The sequence below is a fragment of the Lactococcus formosensis genome (assembly GCF_037892375.1).
Lineage (GTDB): Bacteria > Bacillota > Bacilli > Lactobacillales > Streptococcaceae > Lactococcus > Lactococcus formosensis.
Genome location: NZ_CP141721.1, coordinates 61,651 through 83,228 on the forward strand (window position 1 = coordinate 61,651; position 21,578 = coordinate 83,228).

22 protein-coding genes are annotated in these 21,578 nt (G+C 39.6%); 10 read left to right on the top strand and 12 right to left on the bottom strand.

Features of this window, described 5'->3' with window-relative positions:
* Positions 1-241: 241 nt before the first annotated feature.
* Complete coding sequence (locus VNN39_RS00275) at positions 242-526, bottom strand: DUF1294 domain-containing protein (protein WP_017369075.1); 285 nt, start codon at positions 524-526, stop codon at positions 242-244.
* A 270-nt stretch (positions 527-796) separates the two neighbouring features.
* On the opposite strand from VNN39_RS00275, the gene VNN39_RS00280 reads away from it, so the two are divergent.
* Positions 797-1,990, top strand: coding sequence for an SAM-dependent methyltransferase (locus VNN39_RS00280; RefSeq protein ID WP_096368475.1), 1,194 nt, complete (start codon positions 797-799; stop codon positions 1,988-1,990).
* 63 nt (positions 1,991-2,053) lie between these two features.
* Here VNN39_RS00280 and VNN39_RS00285 read toward each other — a convergent pair whose 3' ends face one another.
* The 4 genes from VNN39_RS00285 to VNN39_RS00300 all read right to left on the bottom strand — a co-directional run bounded on the left by VNN39_RS00285 (position 2,054) and on the right by VNN39_RS00300 (position 3,921).
* Complete coding sequence (locus VNN39_RS00285; protein ID WP_422393571.1) at positions 2,054-2,284, bottom strand: potassium channel family protein; 231 nt, start codon at positions 2,282-2,284, stop codon at positions 2,054-2,056.
* Between the two features lie 135 nt (positions 2,285-2,419).
* Entirely contained in the window at positions 2,420-2,908 is a 489-nt protein-coding gene (locus VNN39_RS00290; RefSeq protein ID WP_096368476.1) for a GNAT family N-acetyltransferase, read from the bottom strand.
* A 13-nt stretch (positions 2,909-2,921) separates the two neighbouring features.
* Positions 2,922-3,419: a GNAT family N-acetyltransferase gene (locus tag VNN39_RS00295; protein WP_243415327.1), complete on the bottom strand. Its 498-nt coding sequence runs from the start codon at positions 3,417-3,419 to the stop codon at positions 2,922-2,924.
* Positions 3,420-3,438: 19 nt separating this feature from the next.
* The gene (locus tag VNN39_RS00300; RefSeq protein WP_213432351.1) at positions 3,439-3,921 is read right to left on the bottom strand and encodes a nucleoside deaminase; all 483 of its coding nucleotides are present in this window, start codon (positions 3,919-3,921) and stop codon (positions 3,439-3,441) included.
* A gap of 221 nt (positions 3,922-4,142) precedes the next feature.
* On the opposite strand from VNN39_RS00300, the gene VNN39_RS00305 reads away from it, so the two are divergent.
* The 6 genes from VNN39_RS00305 to rsmG all read left to right on the top strand — a co-directional run bounded on the left by VNN39_RS00305 (position 4,143) and on the right by rsmG (position 8,800).
* Entirely contained in the window at positions 4,143-5,162 is a 1,020-nt protein-coding gene (locus tag VNN39_RS00305; RefSeq protein WP_017369069.1) for an NAD(P)H-dependent glycerol-3-phosphate dehydrogenase, read from the top strand.
* Positions 5,163-5,186: 24 nt separating this feature from the next.
* The gene (galU, locus tag VNN39_RS00310) at positions 5,187-6,113 is read left to right on the top strand and encodes a UTP--glucose-1-phosphate uridylyltransferase GalU (protein ID WP_165712117.1); all 927 of its coding nucleotides are present in this window, start codon (positions 5,187-5,189) and stop codon (positions 6,111-6,113) included.
* A gap of 101 nt (positions 6,114-6,214) precedes the next feature.
* The gene (locus tag VNN39_RS00315) at positions 6,215-6,610 is read left to right on the top strand and encodes a NusG domain II-containing protein (RefSeq protein ID WP_017369067.1); all 396 of its coding nucleotides are present in this window, start codon (positions 6,215-6,217) and stop codon (positions 6,608-6,610) included.
* Positions 6,607-7,137, top strand: coding sequence for a Gx transporter family protein (locus VNN39_RS00320; RefSeq protein WP_017369066.1), 531 nt, complete (start codon positions 6,607-6,609; stop codon positions 7,135-7,137). Before VNN39_RS00315 ends, VNN39_RS00320 begins: the two co-directional genes overlap by 4 nt.
* Positions 7,128-8,087, top strand: coding sequence for a polyprenyl synthetase family protein (locus VNN39_RS00325; RefSeq protein ID WP_017369065.1), 960 nt, complete (start codon positions 7,128-7,130; stop codon positions 8,085-8,087). Before VNN39_RS00320 ends, VNN39_RS00325 begins: the two co-directional genes overlap by 10 nt.
* Entirely contained in the window at positions 8,087-8,800 is a 714-nt protein-coding gene (rsmG, locus tag VNN39_RS00330) for a 16S rRNA (guanine(527)-N(7))-methyltransferase RsmG (RefSeq protein WP_165712120.1), read from the top strand. The genes VNN39_RS00325 and rsmG overlap by 1 nt, the downstream gene beginning before the upstream one ends.
* A gap of 28 nt (positions 8,801-8,828) precedes the next feature.
* Here the strand turns inward: rsmG and pyrF are convergent, their stop codons facing one another.
* Genes pyrF through VNN39_RS00345 form a run of 3 tightly spaced genes read right to left on the bottom strand, consistent with a single transcriptional unit; the run spans position 8,829 to position 11,261 of the window.
* Positions 8,829-9,548 carry an orotidine-5'-phosphate decarboxylase gene (gene pyrF / locus VNN39_RS00335; protein WP_017369063.1) on the bottom strand — a complete coding sequence of 240 codons (720 nt, stop codon included), beginning with the start codon at positions 9,546-9,548 and terminating at the stop codon, positions 8,829-8,831.
* Positions 9,541-10,476, bottom strand: a complete 936-nt coding sequence (locus VNN39_RS00340) for a dihydroorotate dehydrogenase (protein ID WP_017369062.1) — start codon at positions 10,474-10,476, stop codon at positions 9,541-9,543. Before VNN39_RS00340 ends, pyrF begins: the two co-directional genes overlap by 8 nt.
* The gene (locus VNN39_RS00345) at positions 10,476-11,261 is read right to left on the bottom strand and encodes a dihydroorotate dehydrogenase electron transfer subunit (RefSeq protein ID WP_338997662.1); all 786 of its coding nucleotides are present in this window, start codon (positions 11,259-11,261) and stop codon (positions 10,476-10,478) included. Before VNN39_RS00345 ends, VNN39_RS00340 begins: the two co-directional genes overlap by 1 nt.
* Positions 11,262-11,751: 490 nt before the next feature.
* On the opposite strand from VNN39_RS00345, the gene VNN39_RS00350 reads away from it, so the two are divergent.
* From VNN39_RS00350 to VNN39_RS00360, 3 genes are read left to right on the top strand one after another with little or no spacing between them, the layout of a single operon-like run.
* A complete protein-coding gene (locus VNN39_RS00350) occupies positions 11,752-12,981 on the top strand; it encodes an SPFH domain-containing protein (protein WP_338997663.1) in 1,230 nt (409 codons plus the stop codon).
* Between the two features lie 21 nt (positions 12,982-13,002).
* The gene (locus VNN39_RS00355; protein WP_270264906.1) at positions 13,003-14,103 is read left to right on the top strand and encodes a TFIIB-type zinc ribbon-containing protein; all 1,101 of its coding nucleotides are present in this window, start codon (positions 13,003-13,005) and stop codon (positions 14,101-14,103) included.
* The gene (locus tag VNN39_RS00360) at positions 14,100-14,897 is read left to right on the top strand and encodes a TPM domain-containing protein (protein WP_165713271.1); all 798 of its coding nucleotides are present in this window, start codon (positions 14,100-14,102) and stop codon (positions 14,895-14,897) included. Before VNN39_RS00355 ends, VNN39_RS00360 begins: the two co-directional genes overlap by 4 nt.
* 280 nt (positions 14,898-15,177) lie before the next feature.
* Here VNN39_RS00360 and VNN39_RS00365 read toward each other — a convergent pair whose 3' ends face one another.
* The 4 genes from VNN39_RS00365 to carB form a co-directional block, all read right to left on the bottom strand.
* The gene (locus VNN39_RS00365) at positions 15,178-16,866 is read right to left on the bottom strand and encodes a hypothetical protein (RefSeq protein WP_339007112.1); all 1,689 of its coding nucleotides are present in this window, start codon (positions 16,864-16,866) and stop codon (positions 15,178-15,180) included.
* 130 nt (positions 16,867-16,996) lie between these two features.
* Positions 16,997-17,131 (bottom strand): hypothetical protein, encoded by a 135-nt coding sequence (locus tag VNN39_RS00370; protein WP_339007114.1) that lies wholly within the window; start codon positions 17,129-17,131, stop codon positions 16,997-16,999.
* Positions 17,132-17,260: 129 nt separating this feature from the next.
* Positions 17,261-17,791, bottom strand: a complete 531-nt coding sequence (locus VNN39_RS00375; protein WP_096368489.1) for an rRNA large subunit pseudouridine synthase E — start codon at positions 17,789-17,791, stop codon at positions 17,261-17,263.
* A 91-nt stretch (positions 17,792-17,882) separates the two neighbouring features.
* On the bottom strand, positions 17,883-21,068 hold the full coding sequence (gene carB, locus VNN39_RS00380) for a carbamoyl-phosphate synthase large subunit (protein ID WP_252175693.1): 3,186 nt from the start codon (positions 21,066-21,068) through the stop codon (positions 17,883-17,885).
* Positions 21,069-21,578: the final 510 nt, after the last annotated feature.

A 21,578-nucleotide genomic window follows, 5' to 3' on the forward strand; every position in this document is an offset into this window, starting at 1 on the left:
ACTTACTTGCATTTGAGGATAATTTGTCGCTAAAGGCAAGTAAGGTAAAGCTCTCTCGGATATGTTTTACTCTTTATGGAACATATTTACCGCCTTCTATCAATTTTTTCGCCTTAGTTATTAAGTACTTCCCGTTTCTTGTTCCTCAACAATCAATTGATGACTATCATCGATGATCTATTCTTCACGCGCGGATTTATACTTTTCATAAATGAACGCCTTGTAAAAATCCTATTTGGTTTTATTTGAGTAAGGTTTTAAAAATCAGAACTACTAAAATTAGGTCAACAGCCAAGCCAAGATACCATGAGAAAAGAAAATATGCTTTTTGTGTCTTATGACGGCAAATTTTCCCACCCAGAAAAGCGCCCAAACCTCCACCTACTATTGCTTGAGAAATCAGGACCTTCTCAGGAATTCTCCATAAATGATGCTGTGCCTTGTATTTATCAATAGCGTAAAAAAGAAAAACAATAATATTCCATATAATAAGTACTGCTAAAATAATAATTCCTGTTGTTGTCATTGACTCTCTTTCTATTTTTAAATTTATTCTTAATATATTTTAAGTGCCAATAGTTAATGACTTTAATTATTGGATGTTTTAAAATCTTTTTATCTTTTTAAAGTTACCTTTACGCTACTCATTATACCACTTGCCACTCTTGAAGTCATAGCAGACTATTAAATAAGTGAAGTGTTTTTTATCATTTACCTGTAAAATTTAACTATTTGACATTCAAAAAAACTCGGAGTATAGTTTTATCTGTAGCAAAGTTAGAAAAGGGGAATTAACTTGGTATTTGAAAAAACAGTATTAAACAAAGCTCTCGCATCTGCCTTTGATATCCCAGTAAAAGTAACTTACTGGGACGGAAAAACAGAGAAATATGGCGATGGTGAAGCTCAAGTACACATCATTTTCAATAAGAAATTTGCTTTTAGCGAGTTATCATCCATGCCTACTCTGGTTCTTGCTGAAGCTTATATGCACGATGAAATCGAAATTGAAGGAAGTATACAAGACCTTGTCGCTTCCGCTTATCGTAAAGCAGATAGCTTTTTAACAAATCAATCAGGCTTCGGAAAATCAATTGTCGAACTCTTGGGCAATCACTCCCAAAAGCAATCTAAAAAGGATATCCATCAACACTACGACATTGGAAATGACTTTTACAGAAAGTGGTTAGATCCAACGATGACTTATTCTTGTGCATATTTTGAAAATGAGAATATGACACTTGAACAAGCACAAATCGCTAAAGTCCATCACATCCTTGACAAACTAAACAGCACACCTGGTGGACGCTTATTAGATATTGGTTGTGGCTGGGGAACATTGCTCTTTACTGCTGCACAAGAATACGGCTTAGAAGCTGTGGGCGTCACTCTTTCTGAAGAACAATACAACTATATCGTAAATAAGTCGAAAAAACTCGGGTTAGAGGATAAAATAAAAGTTTTCCTTACGGATTACCGTGATTTAAAAGAAGGCACCTTTGATTATGTAACTTCTGTGGGCATGTTTGAACATGTGGGCAAAGAAAACTTAGAAATGTATTTCCAAAAGGTTTATGATTATCTCAAACCCAATTCTCGTGCCCTCATCCATGGAATTACTGGGCAACATCGTGGAGCAGGAGTTGATCCATTTATTGAAAAATATATCTTCCCAGGCGGCTATATTCCAAACATCGCCGAAAACATTGAGCACATTATGACTGCAAAATTACAACTGGATGATTTAGAACCCTTACGTCGTCACTATCAAAAAACACTAGAAATCTGGAACGAGAACTACAGTAAAGTTTTTGCAGAAGTAGAAAAGGAAATGGGACGTCCATTTGCCCGCATGTGGACCCTTTATCTTCAAGCCTGCGCGGCAAGCTTCGAATCAGGAAACATTGATGTGGTTCAATATCTTCTGACAAAAGGACCTTCAGGTGTTGGTCTCCCAATGACTCGTCAGTATATGCTCCAACATCATTAAACATTTATTAAAATGAAAAGAAAAAAGCAGTTGATCAAATATAGCTGCTTTTTTTTTCGATATTTATTCTTTGTGTTTGTGTTTTGAATAGATAAATGCCTTGGCAATAACGGAGATGAACATGGCCATTATTCCTAAACCAACCGTAGCGTATATCATCATAAATATTTTACCCATGGCAGTTATCGGATGTAAGTCTCCATATCCTATCGTTGTCAAGGTCATAAAACTTAAGTACAAGGCATCTAAAATGCTAAATTTTTCTACTGTTGAATAAAAGATAGTTCCACTCATCAAAGTTGTTACCATTAAGAAAAATAAGGCTTTGGTATCGTCCTTTTTTAATATAAAACTAAATGATGTGACTAATTTTTTGGTTGCAATGAGTAAAGAGAGCACGAAAACCTTCTTTCTAATTTTATAATCAGCTTATTTCCAAATAAGAAGCTCTGAATCTGTAGTAACATCACCAAACTTATCCGAAAAATCTTTAAGATGAACAGCTCCTAACTTTGTATAGAGCTTCCTAGCATTTTCATTATTTTTCAGAATCGCAATGGTAACCGTCTTTTTGTCCTCTTTCGCCTGCTGTAATACCTGCAGCAATAGTTGAGTCCCTACGCCTTTTCTTTGAAACTTTTGAGAGATATGGAGCGAATCAATGTACAAGTTATCACTCCAATCTTTGCTTTCTGAAAATGCAATAAAACCTGCAACTTTATTTTCTAACTCTTTGACAAGAAGCTCTTGTGAAGGCTGTACAATAAATCGTTCCCATTTTCTCTGGAATGCCCTATATTCTAAACTTTCCAAATAAGATTGGGGCAAGATATTTTCATATGTCGCTCGCCAGTTATCCACGTTAATATGTGCTACTTCTTCTAAGTCAGCCTGATTTGCAGATCGAATGCTTGTCATATTTCACCCACTTTTATTTCAAATAATCTTTCTTCAAGAGCCCCATAAAATGACTATCATGGTAGCTTCCCGCCGCAAAGAAGTGTTCCTTCATTGTTCCTTCAATTTTGAACCCAACTTTTTCATAGATATGAACAGCCGGAGCATTATCTACATCAACCCAAAGATAGACTTTATGCATATTTAACACCTTAAAAGCATAGTCTAAAGCTTGGTGAAAAGCTTCTTGTGCCAAGCCTCTACCAGAATACTCTTCCGTAATGATGAGCTGTATTTCGCAGCTACGGTGGATGAAGTTAATCTCCATCAATTCTACTATACCCGCAAATGCGCCATCCACATCTACCACAAAGCGACGTTCATCCATACTATGAATGTGCTTATCATACAGAGCTGTTAATTCATCTAAAGATTCGTATGGCTCTTGGAACCATAAATGCATAGTTTTAGCTTCATTGTTGATGATATGAATATCCTTTAAGTCTGTTCTTTCTAATGCTCTTATTTTCATTTTAAAATCTCCATACTTTTTATTTCCAATAGCCATCATGAACTTTTCTAGCTTTTTCCTCTACTTCTGGAAAGGGGCCAATAATCTGTATCGACTTTTGTCCACAATCAATAATCTGTTGTGAAGGTAAATCAAAGGTGGGATTTTGTTCGTTATCTCCTGTTAATTCTAACAAACGTTTTTCCGTTAAAGCATAAACGATAGTCCCAATATTTCCCCAATAAATCGCTCCGGTACACATCGCACAAGGTTCAGCTGTAGTATAAAGTGTACATTGCCACAGAAATTCTTTAGAGTAAAGTTTTGATGCTTTTGCAGCCAAACTGGTTTCTGCATGTCCCGTACAAATCTGCTCTGTAATTTCAATATTCTCTTGTTCTAGGAGAATATTTCCCTTGTCATCTGTCAAGAGTGCACCAAAAGGAGTATTCCCATGATTGCGAGCATTTTGGGAAATCTCCACACAGCGTTCCAAAAGTGCAATATGTTTTTGTCTTTGCATATTCAATTTCCTCTTTTTTCACAATAAAATATTTAGACTTTATTATACAATGAACAAGCCATAAATAAAAGCGTTTACTGTTTTTCTGTATATATTTTAATACAATTTCTTTTTGTTTTATTTTTTTCTTCAGGGTTTTCAGTGAATTTTAATATAGATTATGATAAAATGAGGTTGTATTGGGCTTTTATAAGCTAGGATAAATTAGTAAAGGAAAAAATATGAATCCACAAAAAATTGCCGTACTCGGCCCTGGATCATGGGGAACTGCTCTTTCTCAAGTTCTTAATGACAATGGACATGAAGTTCGTATTTGGGGAAACAATGTTGACCAAATTGCTGAAATTAATGAAAAGCATACCAACGAACGTTACTTCAAAGGGATTACTTTAAGTCAGAAAATTTCTGCTTATACAGATCTTGAAGCTGCCTTGTCTAATGTCGATGCTATTCTTTTTGTTGTTCCAACTAAAGTAACACGTTTGGTTGCTCAACAAGTCGCAAAAGTTCTTAAACATAAAGTGACAGTTATGCATGCATCTAAAGGGCTCGAACAAGGGACACATGAACGTATTTCTTCAATCCTCGAAGAAGAGATTCCAGAAGAATACCGAAGCGAAATTGTTGTGGTTTCTGGTCCTTCGCATGCCGAAGAAACAATTCGACGTGATATTACCCTAATCTCAGCTGCCTCAAAAAACTTAGAGACAGCCAAATATGCGCAAGAAATTTTTTCTAACGATTACTTCCGACTTTACACAAATACGGATGTAATTGGTGTGGAAACAGCGGGTGCTTTGAAAAATATTATTGCTGTTGGGGCTGGGGCTTTGCATGGTCTTGGATTTGGCGATAATGCCAAAGCAGCAATCATCACGCGTGGTTTAGCAGAAATTACCCGTTTAGGCGTTGCTATGGGCGCTCAGCCACTTACTTATAGTGGTTTGTCTGGTGTAGGTGACTTGATTGTTACGGGTACATCAATTCATTCACGCAATTGGCGAGCAGGTGATGCTCTCGGTCGAGGTGAGAAGCTTGCGGAGATAGAAGCCAACATGGGTATGGTTATTGAAGGTGTCTCAACAACTAAAGCAGCTTACGAACTTGCACAAAGTATGAATATTGATATGCCAATCACAGAGACAATCTACAAAGTTCTTTATGAAAATATGGATGCACGTGAAGGCATCTTAGACATCATGCGTCGTGAAACACGTACCGAAAATGAATTCAGTATCTAAGGTCAGAAGGAGATAATTTTTAAAATGATCAAAACAAATCCAAAACAAAAAGTAAGAAAAGCGATTATTCCCGCAGCCGGTCTCGGTACACGTTTTTTACCAGCCACTAAAGCCCTTGCTAAAGAGATGTTACCTATTGTTGATAAACCAACCATTCAATTTATCGTTGAAGAAGCCTTAAAATCAGGAATTGAAGATATCTTAATCGTTACAGGTAAGGCTAAACGTCCTATCGAAGACCACTTTGACTCAAACATCGAGTTGGAACAAAATCTTAAAGAAAAAGGTAAAACAGAGCTTTTAAAATTAGTTGAAGAAACAACAGATATCAATCTCCACTTTATCCGTCAAAGTCACCCAATGGGGCTTGGACATGCAGTACTTCAAGCAAAAGCCTTTGTTGGTGACGAACCTTTTGTTGTAATGCTTGGTGACGACCTCATGAATATTATGGGCGATGGCACACCTCTTACAAAAGAATTGATTTCTGACTATGAAAAGACACACGCTTCAACAATCGCTGTAATGAAAGTTCCACATGATGATGTGGACAAATACGGTGTTATTGCTCCAGAAGGTGAAGTTTCCAAAGGTCTTTATAATGTTGCAGAGTTCGTCGAAAAACCTGCTGTTGAGGATGCACCATCAGATTTAGCTATTATTGGTCGCTACCTGTTGACACCAGAAATTTTCCAAGTTTTAGAAAAACAAAAACCTGGTGCAGGTAACGAGATTCAATTAACTGATGCAATTGAAACATTAAATAAAACACAACGCGTCTTTGCACATGAGTTCACTGGCAAACGTTATGATGTTGGCGATAAATTTGGCTTTGTTGAAACAACTATCGAATATGGCCTCAATCATCCACAAATCAAAGATGAATTACATGATTACATCATCGCTAAAGCAAAAGAACTTTCAAAGGCTGAAAACAAAACTGAAAAATAATTCAAAGCTGTCCAACATTTGCTTGGACAGCTCTTCTTATCCTCTTTTTACCGTACGAACAAATCATTCCGAGCTTCTTATTTTCCCTAAATTATGCTATCATGGAGGGGATGAAATTTTTCAAAGAAATCAAGATTAAAGCTCTGGATATTATCATTATTCTTGCCTTATTTTGTGCTTCTTTTTCTGTTTTCTTTCTCCTACCTCACAATAGTTCTGGGTCAAAGGCTCAACTACGTGTACAAGGAAAGGTGATTAAAACATTTGATTTAAGCAAAAATCAGCGCTGGACCTATCGTTCTGAGGATGGGGATTATAATGAAATAGAGGTAAGGGATGGAGAAATTGCTGTTATCAAGGCCTCTTGTCGCGACCAAATTGATGTGCAACGTGGCTTTATTTCCAAAGTTAACGATACCATCGTTTGTTTACCTCACGAGTTAGTCATTCAAATCATTGGAGATCAACCAGAGTCTGGAGTGGATTATAGCGGATGAATGTAAAAGAAAATATTTATGTAGCGCTTCTTACTGCAGTAGCTGTTGTTATGGGAATTTTTGAGAGCTGGATTCCCTCCTTCTTTGCTTTTGCCCCAGGAGCTAAGATTGGCCTAGCAAATCTCGTAATGATTATTGCTATTTTCACCTTAGATTGGCGTAAAGTTTGGACGATGCAAGTCTTACGCTTACTAATTACTGCCTTATTCACAGGTGTTTCTGTAGTAATCTACTCTGCAGCAGGAGCTATTTTAAGCCTCTTGGCAATGTATCTCATGAAGCAGCTGGGTCCCAAGCGAGTTTCTCTCATCGGCATTTCCGTTGTCGGAGGATTCTTTCATAATCTCGGACAGCTCCTCGTTGCCTCGCTTATTACAGGTACAAGTTCAGTAATGCTTTATTTACCATGGCTCTCTTTTTTCGGAATGCTCGCAGGATTTGCCATCGGTGTGGGGGGCAACCAACTCATTCAACGTGTAGCACCAATTCAGTTATTATTTATTAAAGAAAGTAAAAAATGGACGTAAAAAATACAATTTGGTCAGAATATCCAAAATTAGAATCTTCCTTAATCAAAGTTCAAAAGATGATGAAGCAACAGGTTGGCATCAAAAACAAAGAAATCAAATCAGCCATTTTTGACCTGTTTGATGCAGGTGGAAAAATGCTACGTCCAGCTTATTTATTAATGTTCGCCGATTTTACCACTATGGATAATAAAAGTAAAATCGCGCTTGCTGCAAGCGTTGAAATGTTGCATACCGCAACACTTATTCACGACGATATTGTTGACCACGCAGACACGCGTCGTGGCGTCGAAACCCTCTCAAAAAAATATGAGCCATCAATAGCTGTTTATGCTGGCGATTATCTTTTTGTAGCTGTTTTTAAGCTCTTATCAAAATATTCTTTTAATTTGCCAAACTTAACAAAAAATATCGGCTCTATCGAACGACTTTTAGGTGGAGAGCTGGGGCAACTCAACAAGCATTTTGATTTTGAGCAAACGATGGATGATTATATTCAAAATATTTCTGGAAAAACAGGCGAACTTTTTGCTATGTCATCCTCAATTGCTCCTTTAATTATGCAAGATGTTCACTTATCTGAACTCTCCTATAATATTGGGATGGACATTGGGATTGCATTCCAAATCATGGATGATTATCTTGATTATGCTAGCGATAGTCAAACTCTGGGTAAGCCTGTCCATGAAGATATCAAGCAAGGTATCTTTTCTGCACCTGTTCTCTTTGCTTTAGAGATTGACCATCATCATGTGAAATCTTTGATTCAAGAAGAAAAATTTGAAGAGGTTTACAGCTTCATTCAAAGCTCTGGAGCATTAACAAAAACGAAAGAACTGGCTCAATATTATACAAATCAAGCTCTCAAACTAATTAACAAACTCCCTGAGGGCCAAACACGTGATAACATCAGCAGTGTTACAAGAAAACTTTTGGAACGGAACTTATAATGAACCCTGAAGAATTTTATGCGCAACTTGAAACTTTTGATATTTTCTTAAATGAACAACAAAAAGAACAATTCGAACATTATTTTGAGCTTCTTGTTGAATGGAATGAAAAGATCAATCTTACGGCGATTACAGAGAAAAAAGAAGTCTTTCTCAAACATTTCTATGATTCTATCGCCCCAATTCTCTACAAGCTCATTAAAAATGAGCCGTTAAAAATCCTTGATATTGGTGCTGGAGCTGGCTTCCCTAGTTTACCAATGAAGATTATATTCCCAGAGTTACAGGTAACCATTATTGATTCACTCAACAAGCGGATCAACTTTTTATCGCTTTTATCTAATGAGCTTAAGCTAGATCAAGTCACTTTATTGCACGGCCGTGCAGAGGATTTTGGACAAAATCCTCTTTATCGTGCTCAATTTGATATTGTAACAGCACGCGCAGTTGCTCGTCTCAGTGTACTCTCCGAACTCACTATTCCTTTCCTCAAGAAAAACGGCCACCTCTTGTCGCTCAAAGCTGCCAAGTTTGATGAAGAACTTGCTGATGCTAAACATGCCATTGCCATCTTAGGAAGCAAATTTATCGAACAGATTGATTACCAACTTCCAAATGGTGATGAGCGACACATCGCTATTATCGAAAAGAAAAAAGAAACGCCAAAAAAATACCCACGTAAAGCGGGGACTCCAAACAAAAAGCCACTTTAAAAAGCCCTGATTCATTCAGAGCTTTTTATTATGCTTGCCCATTCCATTCATTTTTAATAGTCTGGTAGGCTTGAATTGGGTTTTCAGCACGAGTAATTGGACGTCCAACGACGATATAGTCTGAACCAATATTACGTGCCTCTTCTGGTGTCATCACTCGTTTTTGATCTCCCTTAGCTGTCCCTGCTGGGCGGATACCTGGTGTCAAACAAATAAAGTCTGGACGTGTTACGCTTTTAATCTTTTGGACTTCATGTGCTGAACACACAACACCATCTAAGCCAGCCTCATCCGTACACTTAGCATAGTGTAGAACTGATTCTTCCAAGCTTGTCATAATCATTTGATCATGATGCATACTTTCTTGACTTGTGGAAGTCAGCTGGGTTACAGCAATCAAATCTGCAACCTTTTCTCCAGCAGGTGTTCCAGCTATCAACCCTTCTTTAGCTTGCTGCATCATCTCAATACCACCAGCAGCATGCACATTAATCATATCTATTCCTAAACGCGCTAAGCCTTTCATAGCTGAGCCAACTGTATTTGGAATATCATGGAGTTTCAAATCTAAAAAGACATCATGTCCTTGGAATTTAAGGAAATCCACAACAACGGGTCCTTCTTGATAGAGGAGTTCCATCCCTACTTTTACATAGAGTTTTTCGTGATCATCAAAGCGCAATAAAAAATTCTTTACATCGCGTAAGCTTGGAAAGTCGAGGGCAACCATTGGTCTTGATTCATGCATTTTGTTTTTTCTCCTTTTTTACTTCTTTACGTAATTCTTCTAAACTTTCAATCCCATACCTATCCATAAGTTCAGGAAGTTCATTAATAATTTTCGGACACACATAGGGATCAGAAAAGTTTGCTGTCCCCACTGCAACCGCACTTGCACCTGCCAAATAAAATTCAAGTACATCTTGAGCAGTCATTACACCACCCATTCCGATAATCGGTAAATCCACTGCTTGTGCCACTTGGTGCACCAATTTTAAAGCCACTGGTTTAATCGCTGGACCTGAGAGACCACCTGTAATGTTGGCTAAGATGGGTTTACGAGTCTGCAGATCGTAACGCATTCCCATTAAAGTATTAATCATCGTAATACCATCAGCTCCCGCCGTTTCTACGGCTTGAGCGATTTCCACAATGTCTGTAACATTTGGTGAGAGTTTGACATATAGAGGTACATCTGCTACTTCCTTACAAGCCTTGACCAAATCATGAGCAACCTTAGGATCTGTACCGAAAGCTTGTCCTCCATGCTTGACATTAGGACAAGAAATATTAAGCTCGATAGCTTTAACATTTGGCGCAGTTCCTATTTTATCGCAGACAGCTACATAATCATATTGTTCAGAACCAGCTACATTGGCAATAATAGGGAGTTCAGGAAAGTTTTCATACAACCACGGTAATTTTTCTGATAACACGACGTCAAGCCCAGGATTTTGAAGACCAATAGCATTGAGCATACCTGCATTTGTTTCTGCAACACGTGGCGTTGGGTTGCCGTAACGTGGCTGAAGAGTTGTAGCCTTAATCATTATGGAACCTAGCTGATTCAAATCATAATATCGTGCGTAATCTTCACCAAAGCCAAAGCAGCCTGAAGCAGGAATAATTGGATTTTTAAGCTTTAACCCAGGAAGTTCTACTGCAAGTCGATTCATTATATTACTACTCCATTTCCTTTAAATACAGGCCCATCTTGACATACCTTTAAAGCATGTGTGGGGTCTTTTTTATCTGGAACAACACAAGCATAACATGCACCAATCCCACAAGCCATCCGTGCTTCCATCGACAAATATAAGCGCTCTAAACTTTCAAATTTTGTGGCAACAGCCTTTAACATCATCGGTGCTCCACAAGCATATACTGCATCTGCTTCTTGATCAAACTGGTTTAATAAATGTCCAACATGACCTTGGCAGCCATAAGAACCATTATCTGTTGCTACTTTTACCTGTACATTAGGTAGTTGAACAAATTGCTCTTCTAAAACCTTAACTTCTACACGTGCAAATCCGAGTAAAACCGTAATCTGACATCCTTTTTTACTCAGCTGTTTTGCTAATTCATACAATGGTGGAACACCTATCCCTCCACCTGCGATAAGGACATGATCTGTTTCTACTACCTCATCAACCGGAAAGCCTTTACCTAAAGGACCAAGAATATCGATGGCTTGTCCTGCAACCATTTTTGACAATAGGTAAGTGCCTGTTGTTTTATCACCTCGACGATAGAGTAATGTACACGTTTTTTCCTGCTTATTCCAACTCGAAATCGAAATCGGACGTCGTAAAAGTAAATCCTGACTGGGAACTTTTAGTTGCAAAAACTGTCCTGCTATTTCCATGTCATTTACCAAATCACCTTGCAATACCAACTCAAAAATATCTTCGGCTACTTCTTTCTGACTGACGATAAGCATTTCTTCTTGAAGCTTCATTACTCCTCCTTTTTATAAAACGAATTCATTAATCAACCAGTTCTGCAGCTCAAAATGTCTTTATGCCAAACGTTCTTTGCAAACTTTCATTCTCTTCACAGAAAGATAGCTGTGAGGGAGAAAAACTATAAGATTTTCCGTCATTTTTTAAAACAGAGAATGACGGAAGGTTCACAACTTGCTCCGCTCCCTACTATCCTTCTAATCTTCTAAAGCAGAAGGAATCATAATAAAAACACCTGCAGAAGGACTGCAGGTGTACAAAAAGCGTCTATCATCCTTTTCACATACCTAAAAGTATGCAAAATAAGGGGATATAATTTATCGTATCCTTGCTAGCCTCTCTGGACTAAGTTAAAGGTTTTAAAGTATTATAACCTAAATCTTAAGGAATTACAAGAATCAATAAATCCTACTCAAGTTGTAAAAATTTATTTTACTTCTATGGTATAATGAAAGCGTGTAATTTAAACAAAGACAGGAGAAAAATATGGGTATCATTAAAGCAGCAACAAGTAGCCTTGGGGGAACTTTAGCCGATCAATGGCTTGAAGTCATCGAACCAGAAGATATGTCCGATCAAACCGTTATGACCAAAGGTGTCATGGTACGTAAGGACGATAAACGTGGCAGCAATCGTAAAGGAACTTCTGACGTCATCACAGATGGGTCTGTCGTGCATGTCTATCCGAATATGATGATGCTCCTCGTTGACGGTGGAAAAATTATTGACTATACCGCTGAGGAAGGTTATTATACAGTCAAAAATGATACTGCACCTTCTATGTTTAACGGCGGCCTTAAAGAATCTGTGCAAGAAGCCTTCTTCCGTTTTAAATTTGGTGGTGTGACACCGCAAAAACAAGAAGTTTACTATATTAATCTTCAAGAAATCAAAGGTATTAAGTTTGGAACAGCAACACCTTTACAGTACTTTGATAACTTCTACAATGCGGAACTCTTCCTTCGTACACATGGAACATATTCGATAAGAATTACAGATCCTATCTTGTTCTATGCTAATGCCATTCCTAAAAATCAAACGCAAGTTGAAATTTCAGATATCAACGAACAATATCTTCAAGAATTTTTAACAGCATTGAACACGTCGATCAACCTTTACTCAGCCCAAGGGGAGCGCGTTTCTTTCCTCCCTTCAAAATCTGTTGAACTTTCAAAATATATGGCAGATACACTTGATGAAGAGTGGCGCAAACTTCGTGGAATCGAAGTGGTCGCTGTGGCTGTAAGCTCGATCAGTTACACAGATGACAGTCAAAAACTGATCAATATGCGTAATCAAGGTGCGATGCTTGGTGATCCAAGTGTACGTGAAGGCTATATGCAAGGCGCTGTGGCTCGCGGTATCGAAGCTGCTGGAAGCAACACGGGTGGAGCTATGCAAGCCTTTATGGGAATGGGCATGGGGATGAACCAAGCGGGTGATGTTCTCGGTCAAGCCAGTGCCTCAAATCAAGCCCAAATGGCTCAACAGGAAAAATCCGCGACAAAATCAGAAGATACTTGGACATGTTCAGCTTGTGGTACAGAAAATGCAGGAAAATTCTGTTCAAACTGTGGGGAGAAAAAACCTGAAGCAACAGCTAACGTAAAGATTGAAATGGCTTGCTCAGCTTGTAATGCAGTCGTTAATTTAGCGAATGGTGTGCCAAAATTCTGTCCAGAATGTGGGCAACCTTTCGTTGCTAAGCCTTTATAAAGATCAGAAAAGAGGTAAATTATGAGCCAGTCGAAGGTTCTCACCCATCTCTGTCCTAACTGTGGCGGCCCCCTCCTATTTGATCCTAAAAGTCAAAAGTTTCATTGTCAGTACTGCTTATCTACCTTTACAGAAGAGGAAGTTACTGCCTTTGAAGCTAAACAAGAAGACAAGGGAATTCCAGAAGAAATTGCTCCAGATGTTCCTCTAGAAACTGATGAGGCAGAAACACCGATTGATGATCAGGTTGGGCTCTTTGTCTGTCCTTCTTGTGGTGCGGAAATTGTGACCGATGCAACAACTGCTTCGACTTTCTGCTACTACTGTCACAACCCTGTCGTTCTTTCAGAGCGTCTGTCTGGGAAATTTCTCCCTGAAAAAGTTTTACCCTTCCAGATTGAACAGAGAGATGCTGAAGAAGCTTTTCTTGACTGGGTAGGGAAAAAGAAATTTGTCCCGAAAGATTTCTTTGATAAAAAGCAAATCAAGCAACTCCAAGGTGTTTACTTTCCTTATTGGGTTGTCGGTGCAGATTTAGAAGGACAATTACAGGCGCGTGCCAATAGGATTCGGGTCTGGATTGTTGGAGATTTAGAATACACAGAAACCAAGCAATACCAAATTATCCGAGAAGGGAACAGTTCTTTTCAAGATTTAGTTAAAAATGCCTTGAAAAAAAATGAACCTGAAAAAATGGTTGGTGCGGTCCAACCTTTCGATTTATCCAAAGCGGTATCATTTAAAAATCAGTATCTCTCCGGTTTTTTAACTGAAAAAAGAGATATTGAGTATGCCGAAATCAAGGAACGGGTGGATAGCGAATTACGTCAGTATTCTGAAGCGCTCATGCGTGATACAATACAAGGCTATACCGCTGTTACTAGTGTTCAATCTCAACAAAGCATTAAAAATCTAGAAAGTGACTATGTGCTTTTGCCACTCTGGCTCGTGACTTATCGTCAAAAAAATAGCGATAAACTTTTCTACTATGCGATGAATGGGCAAACAGGTAAAACTGCTGGTATTCTTCCTGTGGATAAAATGAAAGTCGCCCTAGTGGCACTTCTTATTTTCATTACTGTACTCATACTTGGAGTTATTGTGGGGTGGTTTGTCTCATGAAAAAGAAACGAATACTTTTAACACTATTTTTTACAGTAGTTACACTATGTACATTATTTGCTTTTCCTAAAGATACTTTTGCACAGCAGGTAGGTATTGACGATCAGGCTGCTCTTTTGAGTGGCACAACACAATCCCTTGAGCAAGAAGCTCAATTGCTTGCAGATCAGACTAAAGCCGGGGTCTTTGTAGTCACAACTATGAACGATACTGAATCGCCCAAAGATTTTGCGGTCAATTACTTAGCTCAAAAAGTTGGCCAAGGGAACAATGGTATTGTCTTGGTAATTAATATGTCACAACGGAAGCTTTATATCTGGGCAACAGGAAATTTGAAGCATTACATTACCTCTTCTCGGATTGAGTCGATTTTAGATGTTGTGCAGCCACAATTGTCCGATGGGAATTATCAACAAGCCATCGAAAGTTTCTATGCGCAGGTAACGCATTATTATGAACAAGGAATACCTGGAGATCGAAAATATACAGTTGACCCACAAACGGGAGCAGTTACTTTCCAACGTTCCTTCCGTCCTGCTTATATTCTAATTGCAGTTATCCTTGCGTTCATCTCCGCCGGTGCCTTTGTTATCGTTCTGGTCTCCCGCTATCAATTAAAGATGGGCGCCCACTGGAATTACCGTTATCAAGAGAACGGAAAATTAAGCTTATCCAAACGAAGCGATACACTGGTCAATTCCTTCATTACTACTCGCCGCATCCCTAGAAATAATAACTCTGGTGGAGGTGGCTTCTCTGGCGGTGGAGGTTCTGGCGGTGGACGGAGCTTTTAGTTGAAACACCCTTTATAAGTTTCAATAAACTTTTTTCTTATAATAAACAGTGAGACAGCATTACTCACTACTGCCGAGGAGTTGGTGAAATTCCTCGGTTTTTTTGCATGTTGTGCCATTTTATATTATAAAGAGGAGTTAAGAGATACTATGATTTAACGCATCTCTTAAGACTAAAAAAATACTTGGAAGTAAAGTTTCCAAGTATTTTTTTAATTAGAGCATGTCACATAAATAGAGGAAAAAGCTTTAATTTGAAAAGGAGTGATGAGTATTTTTTCTAAGCTTCTCTCTGCCAGATGATGAGGGCGGGGCGGACTCCAGAATCCCTCATAGCGTGGGATGCATTTTGAAAGCCAGCTAACCAACCAGCAGCGCCAAAGTCTGCACTTAGTATAGACCAAGCTTGGCCTCCTGCTCCAGGAGTACGTAACCACCAACCATTAACATTGCCTTGAGCGCCTGCTACACGTTGGGCATGGTTAGGAAACCCCAATCCTGGGCCCGATACTCTAGCTACATCAGCCAGGGAAAGGGCAAAAGCTTGTTTAGAGCCACCGCTTGTCGCAACAGTTGTTGAATCATTGGCTACTGCTGGGAAAGAGGCAAGATTAGATGGTAACCATCCTGAGGTTGTAAGATTAATAGAAGAAGAGGCAATACCAGGTACAGGAGTTGGGATAGCTACAGGTTGAACCATAGGTTCAAGCGTGGATTCTGCTTGAATAAGAGCATTGTACCAAGTCTGTAACCTTGCAGGTTGTCCATTCCAAGAGATACTAGGAATCATCGAGTTACGGATAATCAAATGATTACCACCACCTTGATTTTCAAGATAACGAAACTGTTGCCCAGCCATGGTAAAGAGTCGTCCTGGGGTCATCAGCCCAAAGTTAAAGTCTCCTGGAGAAGAATTCACATTAGCTGGTGGGTTCTCCGTTGGCAAGCCCGGAAGTCCCCAATCTTGGTCCATAGCGTTATTTCTTATCCCTTGAAGAAAATCTGGCAAGTGCTCATGGTGCTCCCCTTCGCTGTCTTCTTCTAGGAAATCATCGCTATGCTCTGGACTGAGCAGATGACTAGAGACATGGATACCATAATAGTAAGTGCCATTGATGTCATCGGCTGCTGGAGTCATTTGAGCGGCATCCAGAAGGTAGGACGTTGTTTCGCCTGTTTGGAGTTTAGAGGCCCAGTAAGCCCAGCCTGTCTGGTAGTCAATTACCCAAAAATCCCCGATTTTCTCGCTGTTATCAAGTTCTGCCCATTCTTCCATGGTCAGTGGCGGGCGTTCTTGTTGGAGGTGCTGTGCAGTTTCACGTGTCGCTTGAGAACCGGGCCAAGTACCTGTGCTGTTGTCATAGCTTTCATCTTCTGACCAGAAAGCATCTGTCCCATCTCCTGGGTAAGTAGCCCCATCTGTGCTGCCGTCTGTCGCTCCATTGCCCGCGATATAGTCTCGGGCATGGCCTGCAGCTGCGGTGCGTTCATCTGCTTCGTCAAGATTAAAGGTCGGCAGGTACCAAGGGGCAAACTGGCCGTCACGGTGCCAACCAAAGGTCAGGTTAGAATAGGGCTCAAAATGTGCAGAGTCTGAGCCTATCTGACGTTGACTCATTTCTTCTGCCTCAGGTTTCCATGTGGTCCATGAGGTCACATCATCACGCTCAGTACCCTCTACGACAGGTGTGAAGCTGGATTGTCCTCGTTCTTGGATTTCCATAAACTCTGACAGGCGGATGCGGGCCATGATTTCTTCTTGGCCGTAGTTTTCCACAAAGACGTCTTTGTTTTCTGTGTCTCGGTTGTAGTAGTCATGGACACGCCCGCCGACCTCAACTTCATTGTCACGTAAGCGGTCATTGATGGCTTGTTGGTTAAAGGCTTGGAAGGCAAAGGTGCCGCCCACTAATAAGGCCGCACCTAAGACGGCGATAAGGGCGAGTTTTCTCTTTTGTTCTTTATTCATTTATTTTCCCTCTTTTATTTTCATTTTTATAGTTAAGGAACATTAGCACTTTGTGGTGCGCTGTTGCTCACACGACAAAAACGCCCTTATCCAGGACGTCCGTTGAGTGCATAGTAAAAAAGGCGCAAAACTACTGCTGTGCTGTGCTGTGCTGTGCTGTGCTGTGCTGTGCTGTGCTGTGCTGTGCTGTCGGATTATAAAGCATGGCATTTTCCTTGTCAAGTGTTTTTGTATTCTGAGAATACTTCTCATTATATTTTAACATTTGTTTCTTGTGAGTTAAAATGATTTCAAATACATGACAAAACCTGTTCAACTGAACTTAAAAACGCTCAAATTAACATTTTAAAATGCTAATTTGAGCGTTTTTATTTTTAAAGTTTCTCTGGCAAGCTTAGATTATTTTGTATTTTCCTGAGGGAAGATTTCCTAACTCATAATTACCAATCTTCGTACGGATTAAGCGTAGAGTCGGAAAGCCTACATTGGCAGTCATTCGACGCACTTGGCGGTTTTTTCCTTCTTTGATGGAAATTTCAACCCAGCTTGTAGGTATTGCTTTTCGCTCACGAATCGGTGGCGTTCTCTCCCACAGCCATTCGGGTTCTGAAACTCGTCTAACTTTTGCTGGAAGGGTTTTACCATCCTTGAGTAGCACACCAGCACGCAGTTTTTGAGCTGCTTCTTCTGTAAACTCTCCTTCTACCTGTACAAGATAGGTCTTATAAGACTTGGACTTTGGGTCAGTGAGCTTATGATTTAACTTCCCATCATCGGTCAGTAAAAGCAAGCCTTCACTGTCCTTATCTAACCTTCCTGCAGCATATACATTAGGAATATCAATATAATCTTTCAGTGTCTTACGATTTTCAGTATCAGTAAATTTTGTGAGTACGTCAAAGGGTTTATTAAATAGTAATATCATCTTCTCTATTGTACCAAAAGTAGCCCAGCTTCGCATCTGCAATCAAGTCAACTTCACAACAAAAAAGGCAGACTAGAACTGCCTTTTTTGTTTAAATTACATTCATTGTAAATGAGCGGCTCTCCATCACACGGAGGATAGCTTCTGCTGTGTCTAAAGCTGTAAAGAGTGGAATACCACGACTAATTGCTTCCTGACGTATGAGGAAGCCGTCTGTCTCAGTTGTTGATACACGTTTACTGCCCATGGTATTGACAATAGCTTGAACACGTCCCTTACGAATGTCATCGATAACGGTCTCTTCAGTCGACTCCGTTACTTTACCAACTTCTCGAACATAGAGTCCTGCAGTTTTTAGATACTGTGCCGTTCCCGAAGTCGCTACTAGCGAATAACCAATCTCAGCAAAACGTCTCGCCATCTCTAAGGTTTCTGCTTTATCTTCATCAGCCACTGTAAAGAGGATTGATCCATGATCAGCCATGTGTAGTTTTGCAGCTTCAAAAGACTTATAAAGTGCCTTTTCTAAGGTTGTATCTGATCCCATCACTTCACCTGTCGATTTCATCTCTGGACCGAGAAGGCTGTCCACTTTTGCTAATTTGCTAAAGCTAAAGACAGGTGCTTTGATGTGGACAAGTTCTGACTCTGGGGCGAGACCTGATGTGTAACCGAGCTCTGCCAGTGTTTTTCCTAAAATCATCTGTGTGGCAAGCTGTGCCATCGGAATTCCTGTAACTTTTGATAGGAAAGGAACCGTACGCGAAGCACGTGGATTCACCTCAATAACATATACTTGCTCTTCATGGATGACAAACTGAATATTCATCATCCCGATACAGTTCAAACCCTCTGCCAAGCGTTTAGTGTAATCTACGATTGTCTCAATAATCTCAGGACTAAAGGTTTGTGGTGGATAAACCGCCATCGAGTCTCCTGAGTGAACCCCTGCGCGTTCGATGTGTTCCATGATTCCTGGCAACAAAACATCTTTTCCATCACAAATAGCGTCAACTTCACACTCTTGTCCAGTCAAATAGCTGTCTACTAATACTGGATGCTCTGGCGAAGCCTTAACCGCACGGTTCATATAATTACGCAAATCGGCTTCATTATCAATAATTTCCATGGCACGACCACCTAAAACGAAGGATGGACGGAGTAAGACAGGATAGCCTATCTTCGCGGCATTGGCAACAGCTTCTTCTTCATTCGTGGCTGTCGCACCCGGCGGTTGTGGAATATTTAGGTCTGACAAAGCCTTCTCAAAAGAATCACGGTCTTCTGCACGCTCCAAGTCAGCAACTTGTGTCCCTAAGATACGTACACCTGCTTTTTCTAAAGGTTCTGCAAGGTTGATCGCTGTCTGCCCACCAAACTGCACGATAACACCCTTAGGCTCTTCCAAGTCGATAATGTTCATGACATCTTCGAAAGTTAATGGTTCAAAGTAAAGTTTATCTGAAATTGAGAAATCAGTAGAAACCGTCTCAGGATTGCTGTTAACAATAATTGCTTCATAACCTAAAGCCTGAATCGCTTTAACAGAGTGAACAGTCGCGTAGTCAAACTCCACCCCTTGACCAATACGGATCGGACCTGAACCTAAAACAAGAATCTTTTCTTTTTCAGATTTTACAGATTCATTTTCCCATGCATAAGACGAATAGAAATACGGTGTGCTACTTTCAAACTCGGCAGCACAAGTGTCTACCATTTTGTAGACAGGCAAAATCTCTCCATCTTTGCGACGGCGGCGTACTTCTGACTCTGTCACATTCCAAAGTCGGGCAATCTCTTTATCCGAAAAACCATTTTTCTTGGCTGTCTTCAAAATTTCTGGATCAAAAACATTCAATTCTAACTCTTTTTCCATCTCAACGATATGGAGTAATTTGTCTAGGAAGAAAATATCAATCTTACTTAAAGCCGCAATTTCTTCAATGGGAATTCCCCGGCGAATCGCTTCAGAAATATAGAAGAGACGGTCATCCTGTGCTTTGATAATTTTTTCGTACAAGAACTCTTCTGTAACTTTCTCTGCTTCTTCCAGACGATTGTGGCTCACACCTATTTCTAAAGAGCGTACAGCTTTCAGGAGACTTTCTTCGATGTTACGACCGATAGCCATAACTTCCCCTGTCGCTTTCATTTGCGTACCAAGGTTACGGTCACCATGTTCAAATTTATCAAAAGGAAAGCGCGCAATTTTAGAAACAACGTAGTCAAGAGCTGGCTCAAACATAGCATAGGTTGTGTTTGTGACAGGATTGATGATTTCATCCAGCGTCATGCCAACTGCAATTTTAGCGGACATCTTAGCGATAGGATAGCCTGTCGCCTTAGAAGCCAAGGCAGAAGAGCGTGAGACACGTGGGTTTACTTCAATCACATAATATTTATAAGAATGTGGATCCAAAGCAAGCTGAACATTACAGCCCCCTTCGATTTTCAAAGCACGAATGATTTTTAATGAAGCATCACGAAGCATTTGGTATTCAGCATCTGACAAGGTTTGACTTGGCGCAAAGACAATCGAGTCTCCTGTATGTACACCTACGGGGTCAAAGTTTTCCATGTTGCAGACCACGATGGCATTATCCGCTGAGTCACGCATCACTTCATACTCTATTTCTTTATAGCCAGCTATTGATTTTTCAATCAAACATTGTGTCACTGGAGAAAGTTTTAAGCCATTGGCAACGACCTCGCGAAGTTCAGCTTCGTTATCACAAATACCGCCTCCTGTTCCTCCCATCGTAAAGGCTGGACGGACAATGATAGGGTAGCCGATTTCTTTTGCTTGCGCAACTGCTTCTTCAACAGTCGTTGCAATTTCGGATTCGCACAAAGGTTCGCCGATACTTTCGCAAAGCTCTTTAAATAATTCACGGTCCTCTGCTCGGTCAATTGCTGATAGTTTTGTGCCCAAAAGTTCAACCGAAAGTTCTTCCAAAATACCACTTTCTGCTAATTCCATCGCCATATTTAGGCCAGTTTGACCGCCTAAAGTCGGCAAGAGCGCATCTGGTCTTTCTTTACGAAGAATTTTACTGACAAACTCAAGCGTAATCGGCTCAATATAAACCTTATCCGCAATTTCACGATCAGTCATAATCGTTGCTGGATTAGAGTTCACAAGGACAACTTGATAACCTTCCTCTTTAAGTGCCAAGCAAGCTTGAGTTCCTGCATAGTCAAATTCAGCAGCCTGACCAATAACAATCGGTCCTGAACCGATGATCATAATCTTTTTAATATCCGTACGTTTTGGCATAGTATCCCCATTTCTAAAATTCCAAAGCAGCTGTGAGATAAACTTTGCACCACTCTTTGACAGGCATTTTCTCGCTTTCTGAGAAATTTAAGAAAAAAGCACCTGCCAGAAAAAGCAAGTGCAAAGAAGATAGAGTATTCCCTTTTTATTTAAAGGGCTTAATATTCATGTTCACAACCTTGCTAGCCTCTCTGGACCAGTTTAAAAGTTTTATCCTTAGTAGGATATCATTTTCTAAAGAAGCAGTCAAATGAAAACTTTGAAAGAGCATCTCCTTCATAATTTTATTTTTTAAAATACATTTATCTAAACAAACGATAATAAGAATTACATTAAATAGAAAACGCTTCTATTTAATAAACAAAAAAGAAAATTCTTTATCGATTTTGAATAAATCATTTTATTATTTAATACCAAACAATCTATAATTCCACTTTGCAAAGGGGATATATCCCTTTTTTAATTTGAAGGTAAATTTACAATTAAATTTTTTTAATAATACCCTTGACA

What these genes read in the sequence shown, in the direction of transcription:
- VNN39_RS00340 (WP_017369062.1), bottom strand. Translation starts at nt 10,476, where the DNA reads ATGAATCGACTTGCAGTAGAACTTCCTGGGTTAAAGCTTAAAAATCCA.
- VNN39_RS00350 (WP_338997663.1), top strand. Translation starts at nt 11,752, where the DNA reads ATGGGTATCATTAAAGCAGCAACAAGTAGCCTTGGGGGAACTTTAGCC.
- VNN39_RS00295 (WP_243415327.1), bottom strand. Translation starts at nt 3,419, where the DNA reads ATGAAAATAAGAGCATTAGAAAGAACAGACTTAAAGGATATTCATATC.
- VNN39_RS00300 (WP_213432351.1), bottom strand. Translation starts at nt 3,921, where the DNA reads ATGCAAAGACAAAAACATATTGCACTTTTGGAACGCTGTGTGGAGATT.
- VNN39_RS00315 (WP_017369067.1), top strand. Translation starts at nt 6,215, where the DNA reads ATGGAGGGGATGAAATTTTTCAAAGAAATCAAGATTAAAGCTCTGGAT.
- VNN39_RS00365 (WP_339007112.1), bottom strand. Translation starts at nt 16,866, where the DNA reads ATGAATAAAGAACAAAAGAGAAAACTCGCCCTTATCGCCGTCTTAGGT.
- VNN39_RS00360 (WP_165713271.1), top strand. Translation starts at nt 14,100, where the DNA reads ATGAAAAAGAAACGAATACTTTTAACACTATTTTTTACAGTAGTTACA.
- VNN39_RS00355 (WP_270264906.1), top strand. Translation starts at nt 13,003, where the DNA reads ATGAGCCAGTCGAAGGTTCTCACCCATCTCTGTCCTAACTGTGGCGGC.
- VNN39_RS00320 (WP_017369066.1), top strand. Translation starts at nt 6,607, where the DNA reads ATGAATGTAAAAGAAAATATTTATGTAGCGCTTCTTACTGCAGTAGCT.
- VNN39_RS00325 (WP_017369065.1), top strand. Translation starts at nt 7,128, where the DNA reads ATGGACGTAAAAAATACAATTTGGTCAGAATATCCAAAATTAGAATCT.
- VNN39_RS00370 (WP_339007114.1), bottom strand. Translation starts at nt 17,131, where the DNA reads ATGTTAAAATATAATGAGAAGTATTCTCAGAATACAAAAACACTTGAC.
- carB (WP_252175693.1), bottom strand. Translation starts at nt 21,068, where the DNA reads ATGCCAAAACGTACGGATATTAAAAAGATTATGATCATCGGTTCAGGA.
- VNN39_RS00285 (WP_422393571.1), bottom strand. Translation starts at nt 2,284, where the DNA reads ATGAGTGGAACTATCTTTTATTCAACAGTAGAAAAATTTAGCATTTTA.
- VNN39_RS00345 (WP_338997662.1), bottom strand. Translation starts at nt 11,261, where the DNA reads ATGAAGCTTCAAGAAGAAATGCTTATCGTCAGTCAGAAAGAAGTAGCC.
- VNN39_RS00275 (WP_017369075.1), bottom strand. Translation starts at nt 526, where the DNA reads ATGACAACAACAGGAATTATTATTTTAGCAGTACTTATTATATGGAAT.
- VNN39_RS00305 (WP_017369069.1), top strand. Translation starts at nt 4,143, where the DNA reads ATGAATCCACAAAAAATTGCCGTACTCGGCCCTGGATCATGGGGAACT.
- pyrF (WP_017369063.1), bottom strand. Translation starts at nt 9,548, where the DNA reads ATGCATGAATCAAGACCAATGGTTGCCCTCGACTTTCCAAGCTTACGC.
- galU (WP_165712117.1), top strand. Translation starts at nt 5,187, where the DNA reads ATGATCAAAACAAATCCAAAACAAAAAGTAAGAAAAGCGATTATTCCC.
- rsmG (WP_165712120.1), top strand. Translation starts at nt 8,087, where the DNA reads ATGAACCCTGAAGAATTTTATGCGCAACTTGAAACTTTTGATATTTTC.
- VNN39_RS00290 (WP_096368476.1), bottom strand. Translation starts at nt 2,908, where the DNA reads ATGACAAGCATTCGATCTGCAAATCAGGCTGACTTAGAAGAAGTAGCA.
- VNN39_RS00375 (WP_096368489.1), bottom strand. Translation starts at nt 17,791, where the DNA reads ATGATATTACTATTTAATAAACCCTTTGACGTACTCACAAAATTTACT.